The following is a 7,202-nucleotide window of genomic DNA, read 5'->3' on the forward strand; positions in this document are numbered from 1 at the left end:
ACTTCTTTTGGAGTTTGGGCTATTATGATGCCTATTGCTCTTCCTATAGTTCTAGCTACAGGTGGTAATCCATTCTTAGCTGCAGCAGCTGTTCTTTCTGGTGGTACTTTTGGTGACCACTGTTCACCTATTTCTGATACAACTATTATGTCTTCAATAGGTGCTGGCTGTGATCATATGAAACATGTAAATACACAGTTACCTTATGCTTTAACTGTGGCCAGTGTTTCAGCAGTAGCCTTCTTAATAGCTGGATTGTTGTAGTTAATAAAAATATTAAAATCCCCTTATAGTAGATAGGTTAAATAAATTCTACTCTACTAGAAAGGGGATTTTTTAATTTATTAATTTTCTTTTTCATATTATCTATAACATGAAAATTATTATTATGATGAATAGCAGGTGAAACACGATTTTTCTCTATTGCTTTAATAAAATCTTTTATATTAGTTATTTTATCTTCAAAATAACTGGCATATTTTCCTATTCTTTGAGAATTATGAGCATCACTTGCTCCTAAAGTTGGTAAATTTAATTTTTGAGCTAAATTATTAGCTTTAAAATTATTTTTATAACTTGTACTTCCGTTTAGTACTTCAACAGCAGTTAGACCAGGTAGATTATTTATTTTGCTACCAATTCCTCTATTATTATTTCTAAAGGGATGAGCACTAATGGTAATACCCCCTTTTTTATTTACATAATTAATTAACTGTTCTGCATGCATTTTCTTTTCTGGTAATTTATTTATTCCAAATACTAAAATATCTCCTTCATAGGTAAGTATTTCAGCTCCAACCAGGATTAATAAGTCAGTTTTTTTATTTAATCTATTAGCTGTTTTTTTTATTTTTTGATTTTCGTGGTTAGTAATACAGATACCATCAAGTCCAATTTTTTGAGCTTTAAAAATTACTGTTTCTAGTGAAACTTTACTATCTCCTGAATATCTATTTTCATGAATATGAGTATCTATTATCATTGCGATTTCCACCTTACCTTTTATATTATAGTTATTTATAAAGATTATAACTAAATTTTATACAAAAGTCAATTTTGAATTTTACATAATTGACAACATAAATAAATGATGTTAATATAAATATAACTTATATATTTTATAAAATAATTAAATAAATTGGTGATGATATGTTTTTGAAAATTAATAATTTGAGTAAATATTTTGCTGAACTTAAGGCAGTGGATAATTTTTCTGTTCAAATTGAAAAAGGTCAGCTTTTTTCTATTTTAGGGCCAAGTGGTTGTGGAAAAACTACAACTTTAAAAATGATAGGAGGTTTTTTAAAAGCAGATTCTGGGTCTATAATTCTTGATAATGATGATATAAGTAATAAAGAAGCTGAAACAAGACCTGTAGCAACTGTTTTTCAAAATTATGCCCTTTTTCCTCATATGAATGTAATAGAAAATATTACATATGGACTTAAATTTAAAGATATTTCTAAGACTAATGCTAGAAAAAAAGGATTAGAAATTTTAAATATGGTTGGCCTTAAAAATTATGATGAAAAAGGAATATCACAACTAAGTGGTGGTGAAAAACAAAGAGTAGCATTAGCAAGAGCTCTTATTATGAATCCTAAAGTTTTATTATTAGATGAGCCCTTAAGTAATCTTGATGCTAAGTTAAGAATTGAAATGAGAAAAAAAATTAAAGAATTACAAGAAGAGTTTGGAATAACAATGATTTATGTAACACATGACCAGGAAGAGGCCTTAAGTCTCTCTGATCAAATTATTGTCATGAACAAGGGAAAAATAGAACAAATAGGAAGTCCAAGAGAAATTTATAATGAGCCTCAAAATAAATTTGTAGCAGACTTTGTTGGTCGTGTGAATTTCATCACTATAAATGGTGAGAATGTTTTATGTAGACCAGAAAATATAGAATTAAAAAATAAGCATGGAGATATGAGGGGGGAAATAATACAAAAACAGTTTAGAGGATCTTTTACTACATATTTTATTAAGAGTGAGAAGCAATTAATTCAAGTTGATATCATGAATGATAATGATAATGACTGGCAAGTTGGGAAAAATATTTATTTAAAATTTTAAAATAAAAAGGAGAGTGAATTATGTTAAAAAATAATAAGATTATATTTGTTTTGGCATTAGGATTAATTTTATTTTTGGGGAATGTTGTTGAGGCAGAAACTTTGACTGTTGTAGGTTCTTTCAGTAATGAAGATAAGGTATTTGAAAAATTCACTGAAAAGACTGGAATTGAAATTGAATCATTAGATATGTCATCAGGTGAAGTTTTAGCAAGGCTTAAAGCTTCAGGAGGAAGACCGATGGCTGATCTTTGGTTTGGTGGTGGAGTGGATAGTTTTATTGCAGCTAAAAATGATGATTTGCTTGAAAAATATAAGTCAGCACATGATTCTTACATTCCTGCAAAATATAAAGATGAAAATCACCATTGGTATGGCCTTTATTTAGTAATAACAGGATTTATTACAAATGATCAAATTTTGGAAGAAGAAAATATTGATTTACCTACAAAATGGTCTGAACTAACTGAAAATCAATATAAAGATGAAGTATTAATGTCTAATCCAGCTATTTCAGGTACTAATTATGCTATTTTAAATTCTATTCTTCAATCTAAAGGTGAAAAAGAGGGATGGCAATATTTTGAAGATTTAAGTAAGAATATCCCTTATTTTTCTAAAAGAGGAAGTGAACCTCACAAAAAAGTATTATTAGGTGAAATTGGAGTTGGAATCACCTATATTAATGGAGGAATTATGGCTTTGCCTGAAGATAATCCTGTTTCTGTAGTCTTTCCTGAAGATGGAATTCCCTGGGTCCCAGGATGTATGGCTATATTTAAAGATGCAGAAAATGTGGATGCAGCACAAAAATTTGTTGATTGGACCCTATCTGAAGAGGGGCAAAAGTATATAAGAGATTTGAATTCTACTATAATGGTTAGAAAAGATATTTCAAAACCTGAAGTTTTAAAAGACTTTCCTTTAGATCAATTACTTGATGTTAATTTTAGTGAATTTGGAAGTAAAAGAGAAATGATAATTGAAAAATGGAATGAAAACATTGTTAAGTAAAACTAAGGTAAAAGAAATTTTTAAAGATAAGGTATCCAGATCATTGGATACCTTTTTTTATCATTTTATATTTTTTATTTTGATACTAGGAGTTTTATTATTTATTCTTTGGCCTAGTATTGCTGTTGTAAAGGAAAGTTTATATATTGATGGCAATCTTAGTTTTGAATTATATAAAAGCCTTTTTCAGGATAATGCTAAATTATTATCTAATAGTTTTTTGGTTGCAAGTTTAACTACGATATTAACAATATTTTTATCTTTGAATACAGCTTTGTATTTAAGTTATACAGGGGATAAAGTTAAAAAATTTATATTTATAATTTTACTTTTAACTATGATTTCACCACCATTTGTATCTTCATTAGCTTATATAAAGCTTTTTGGAAGAAGAGGTTTTATAACTCATAGTTTATTAGGACTTAATTTAAATACTTATGGCTGGCATGGGGTTGTTTTGATGCAGACTTTTAGTCATACCTCTTTAGCAACTTTAATTATTACAGGTGTTTTACAGGGTATTGATAATAATATTATTAATGCTGCTCAGGACTTGAAGGCAGATCTCTGGCATATTTTAAAAGATATAATAATTCCTCTTGCAAAGCCTGGAATTATAGTAGCAGCTCTATTGACTTTTGTAAAAAGTTTAGCTGACTTTGGTACACCTATAATTATTGGGGGAAGTTTTAATGTGTTAGCTACTGAAGCTTATCTTAATGTAATTGCTTATTTTAACTTACCTCGGGCTGCAGCCTTAAATGTACTTTTATTAATTCCAGCCTTATTAGCTTTTATTGTATATTGGTATTATATGAAAAATACTAAAATAGAAATTGGTAGGAATATTAAAACTGTTAATTTAGATACTAATAAATTTAAATTAACTGGATGGGTGAAAAAGGTTATAACTTTTATTACTTGGTTTTTTATAATATTTATTATCTTACAATATTTAACCATTTTCCTCTCTGCTATTACAAAATATACTAATGGAAATTTAGTTTTTACTTTAAAACATATTAAAGGCTTTAATTTAAGAGAATTAGAAAGTTTTTTTCGTAGTTTAAGATATGCTTTTATCACTGGGATAGTTGGTAGTATTATTGGTTTGCTTTTATCATATTTTATAGAAAAGTCTAAAATAAAAGGAATAAAAATAATTGATATGATAACTACTTTACCATATATTATGCCAGGTACTTTTTTTGGAATTGGATATCTTTTAGCATTTAATAATAAACCTCTTTTACTTGTGGGAACTACTTTAATTGTTCAGTTAAATTTTATTTATAGACAAATGCCTCTTGTAACTAAATCAGGAAGTGCAATATTAAGTAAAATTAATCCTAATATTGAAGAAGCTGCAAAGGATCTTGGAGCTACAAAAATGTCCATAATAAAAGATATTATAATGCCTTTATTAAAACCTGCTTTTTTGATAAGTTTTGTTAATAATTTTGCTGTAACTATGACTTCTATTGGGGCAGTTATATTTCTAATATATCCTGGTGAAAGTATTGCAACTGTAGAAATGTTTAACAATATTGAAAATGGTGATTATGGTGTTGGAGCTGTAATTGCATGTATGATTATTTTTTCTACCTTAGTAATTAATTTGATTTTTTCTAAATTTCTTTTAAAAGATGAGTAATTACTTGAAAAGAATTATTAGTTATGATAAATTTAGTAACAGAATAAATTGTAAAATAAAATAGATTAATTCAATAATGGTTTCAGATGAGTTTGATCTGAATTAAAAAGGAAAACGGTGAAAAACCGTTGCTGTAGTCGCAGCTGTAACCAGTATTATTGAATATCTTCACTGCCTTGAGTGGGAAGGAGATATTTGGATTTGCTGGGAGCCAGAAGACTTGCCATTATTGTTTGCCTCGTTATTCTCCGGCTTAGAGAAGCGAAGGTGAGCTGTGTATATTAGTTGGATAATTATATTATTTACTTTACCCAACTTGTATTATATTGAATTTAAAGCTGCCTTCCTTTGTCGGGAGGCAGCTTTTTTTAGTTTGAATTTAATTTTATTTCATAAAGGTAAAATTATAATCTTTAAAGAAATAGAGTATATAGTAAAAAGGGGAGGACATTCTAAATGCAAATAAAGTTTGCCAAAAAAAGGAATGGAGAAAAAGTTAAATTTAAAAAAGAAAAAATTGAAAAAGCTGTTTTAAAGGCAGCTAGAGCAGTCGATGTAGAAAGTGAAATTATAGAAAAAGAAATTACAAGAGAGGTTATTTCATATTTAGAAATATTTTACAAAAATGGTGGGATACCTGAAGTTGAACAAATACAGGATTTAGTTGAGAAAGTTTTAATTGAAAAAGGTTATGCAGAAGTAGCAAAAGCCTATATATTATATCGAGAGCAACATAAAAAAATAAGAGACACTAAAAATTTATTTGATGATGCAATAAATAAAATGGATGAATATCTTTCTAGAAGTAACTGGAAAGTTAATGAAAATAGTAATATGGGTTATTCTTTGCAGGGGTTAAATAACTTTATTTCTTCGGAGATAACATCTCAGTACTGGTTACAGGAAATTTATCCTAAAGAAATTCGTGAAAAACATAAAAATGGAGATTTTCACATTCATGATTTAGGTAATCTAAGTGTTTATTGCTGTGGCTGGGACTTACAAGATTTGCTTTTAAAAGGTTTTAGAGGTGTTAAAAGTAAGATTGAAAGTAAGCCTCCTAAGCATTTTAAGGCAGCTTTAGGACAAATAGTTAACTTTTTTTATACTCTCCAGGGAGAGGCTGCTGGTGCTCAGGCCTTTTCTAACTTTGATACATATTTAGCACCATTTATTAGATATGATGACCTTTCTTATAAAGAGGTTAAGCAGGCTGTTCAAGAATTTATGTTTAATATCAATGTTCCTACCAGGGTTGGATTTCAGTGTTTGTCAGAAGATACTGAAATATTAACTCCAAGTGGTTGGAAAAAATATCATGAACTAGATCAGGGGGATATTATAAAAACATTTAATGTGGAAAAAGGTTTTATTGAAAATAAAGAGATTAAGAAAATTTTTCGTCGCAAATATAAAGGAAAAATGTTTAATATAAAAAATAGAATACAAGATCAACTAATTTCTCCTGGACATAGAATGGTTAGAAGAATTTTCTCTTCTCAAAACTACAAATTAGAAGAGGTTGAAGATGTTAACAAATTAAAATCCCCTCAAATTATACCCATTGCTGCAGACAATAATATAAAAGAAATTGATTTAAATGATGAAGAAATTAAATTAATAGCTTGGATTATTTCTGAAGGGAGCTTAGAGTCTAAAGGTAATTGGAAACGGATAACTATTTATCAATCTAAAAAGAAAAATAAAGAAAAGTATAACGAAATTATTAGTTTATTAAAAATATTAAATTTTGAATTTAATACACAAGAAGGAGCTAAAAGTTTAGGAGATACAGTAACTCAGATAAGATTTAATGCAGAAACTTCTCGTAGTTTACTTGGATTTTTTGATAATGATAAAGATATAAAAAGTATTCCCAAACAATTATTAGAAATGAGCCAAAGACAAAGCAGATTATTTTTAGAAACATATATTAAAGGAGATGGTCATGAAGGGTGTAAAATTACAGTATCAAGTAAAAATATTTTACATCAATTACAACAAATTATTGTTAATTCAGGTTATGGATTTACGGTAAGTGAAAGACAGTCTTCAGGGGTAGGAAAAAAATTATTATATATAATTAAAGTAATTCGCCATAAAGATACTTATATTTCTAATATAAAAGAGGTGGATTATAAAGGTGTAATTTGGTCTGTAAATTCAGAAAATGAAACAGTTATTGCTAAAAGGAATGGAAAAGTATTTATTACTGGAAATACCCCTTTTACAAATATAACCATGGATTTAGAGGTGCCTAAATTTATGAAAGATGACCCTGTTATTATCGGTGGTGAATTTCAGGGAGAAAGTTATGGAGAGTTTCAAAAAGAAATGGATCTTTTAAATAAAGCTTTTGCAGAAGTCATGATTTCTGGAGATGCAAAAGGAAGGATGTTTTCTTTTCCAATTCCAACTTATAATATTACTGAAGAATTTGAGTGGGATAATCCAGA

The 7,202-nt window shown here is 28.1% G+C and carries 6 protein-coding genes and 1 riboswitch; of the genes, 5 read left to right on the forward strand and 1 reads right to left on the reverse strand.

Annotation, left to right across the window (positions count from 1 at the left end):
- Positions 1-264: Na+/H+ antiporter NhaC family protein (locus VJ881_04290; GenBank protein ID HKL75268.1), on the forward strand; the 264-nt coding region annotated here is incomplete at its 5' end.
- 37 nt (positions 265-301) lie between these two features.
- Here the strand turns inward: VJ881_04290 and VJ881_04295 are convergent.
- Positions 302-982, reverse strand: a complete 681-nt coding sequence (locus VJ881_04295; GenBank protein ID HKL75269.1) for a PHP domain-containing protein — start codon at positions 980-982, stop codon at positions 302-304.
- A 173-nt stretch (positions 983-1,155) separates the two neighbouring features.
- Here VJ881_04295 and VJ881_04300 point away from each other — a divergent pair, with 173 nt between their 5' ends.
- From VJ881_04300 to nrdD, 4 genes are all read left to right on the forward strand, one after another.
- Positions 1,156-2,079, forward strand: a complete 924-nt coding sequence (locus VJ881_04300) for an ABC transporter ATP-binding protein (protein HKL75270.1) — start codon at positions 1,156-1,158, stop codon at positions 2,077-2,079.
- A gap of 20 nt (positions 2,080-2,099) precedes the next feature.
- A complete protein-coding gene (locus tag VJ881_04305; protein ID HKL75271.1) occupies positions 2,100-3,092 on the forward strand; it encodes an ABC transporter substrate-binding protein in 993 nt (330 codons plus the stop codon).
- Entirely contained in the window at positions 3,061-4,746 is a 1,686-nt protein-coding gene (locus VJ881_04310) for an iron ABC transporter permease (GenBank protein ID HKL75272.1), read from the forward strand. Before VJ881_04305 ends, VJ881_04310 begins: the two co-directional genes overlap by 32 nt.
- Positions 4,747-4,806: 60 nt before the next feature.
- A riboswitch (cobalamin riboswitch) is annotated at positions 4,807-4,989 on the forward strand.
- Between the two features lie 213 nt (positions 4,990-5,202).
- Positions 5,203-7,202, forward strand: a 2,000-nt coding sequence (nrdD, locus tag VJ881_04315; GenBank protein ID HKL75273.1) for an anaerobic ribonucleoside-triphosphate reductase, incomplete at its 3' end; no start/stop codon positions are given.

The sequence above is a fragment of the Halanaerobiales bacterium genome (assembly GCA_035270125.1).
GTDB lineage: Bacteria > Bacillota > Halanaerobiia > Halanaerobiales > DATFIM01 > DATFIM01.